At 32.6% G+C, this 558-nt stretch carries 1 protein-coding gene; it reads left to right on the top strand.

Annotation, left to right across the window (positions count from 1 at the left end; translation table 11 throughout):
* On the top strand, nt 1–352 hold a 352-nt coding region (locus ABCO64_RS11045; RefSeq protein WP_484213837.1), incomplete at its 5' end, for an aldo/keto reductase.
* Between the last annotated feature and the right edge of the window lie 206 nt (nt 353–558).

Below are 558 nucleotides of genomic sequence, written 5' to 3'. Positions count from 1 at the left end.
TATCGACACTGCACAAAACTATAAAAATGAAGAAATGGTAGGAAAAGCAATCTATGATTTAAAGGTGGACCGATCGAAAATATTTGTAACTTCTAAATTAGACGCAAGTATTAAAGATTATAATGAAGCTTTAGAAGCATTTGAAGGAACCATGAGTCGTCTTAACTTAGAAACCCTTGATTTATACCTTATTCACGCGCCTTGGCCGTGGGACCAAAAATTTAGCGACCATAAAAAAGGCAATATAGAAGCGTATAAAGCATTAGAAAAACTTTATAAAGATGGAAGAGTAAAATCAATAGGAGTTTCAAATTTCACAAAAGATGATTTAAAAAACATCATTGATCATTGAGAAATTACGCCTCACGTTAATCAAATAAAATTTCATATTGGGTATGATCAAGAAGAAACCATTCAATACTGTAAAGAGCATAATATTTTAGTTGAAGCCTATTCTCCTTTAGGCCGCGGTGGCGTTTTAGATCATGAAGGTGTTTTAACAATCGCAAACAAACATAATGTATCAAGCGCTCAAGTCTGTATTCAATATATTCTACA

The sequence above is a fragment of the Methanocalculus natronophilus genome (assembly GCF_038751955.1).
Classification (GTDB): domain Archaea; phylum Halobacteriota; class Methanomicrobia; order Methanomicrobiales; family Methanocorpusculaceae; genus Methanocalculus; species Methanocalculus natronophilus.
This window is presented reverse-complemented; position numbering and strand designations above follow the sequence as displayed.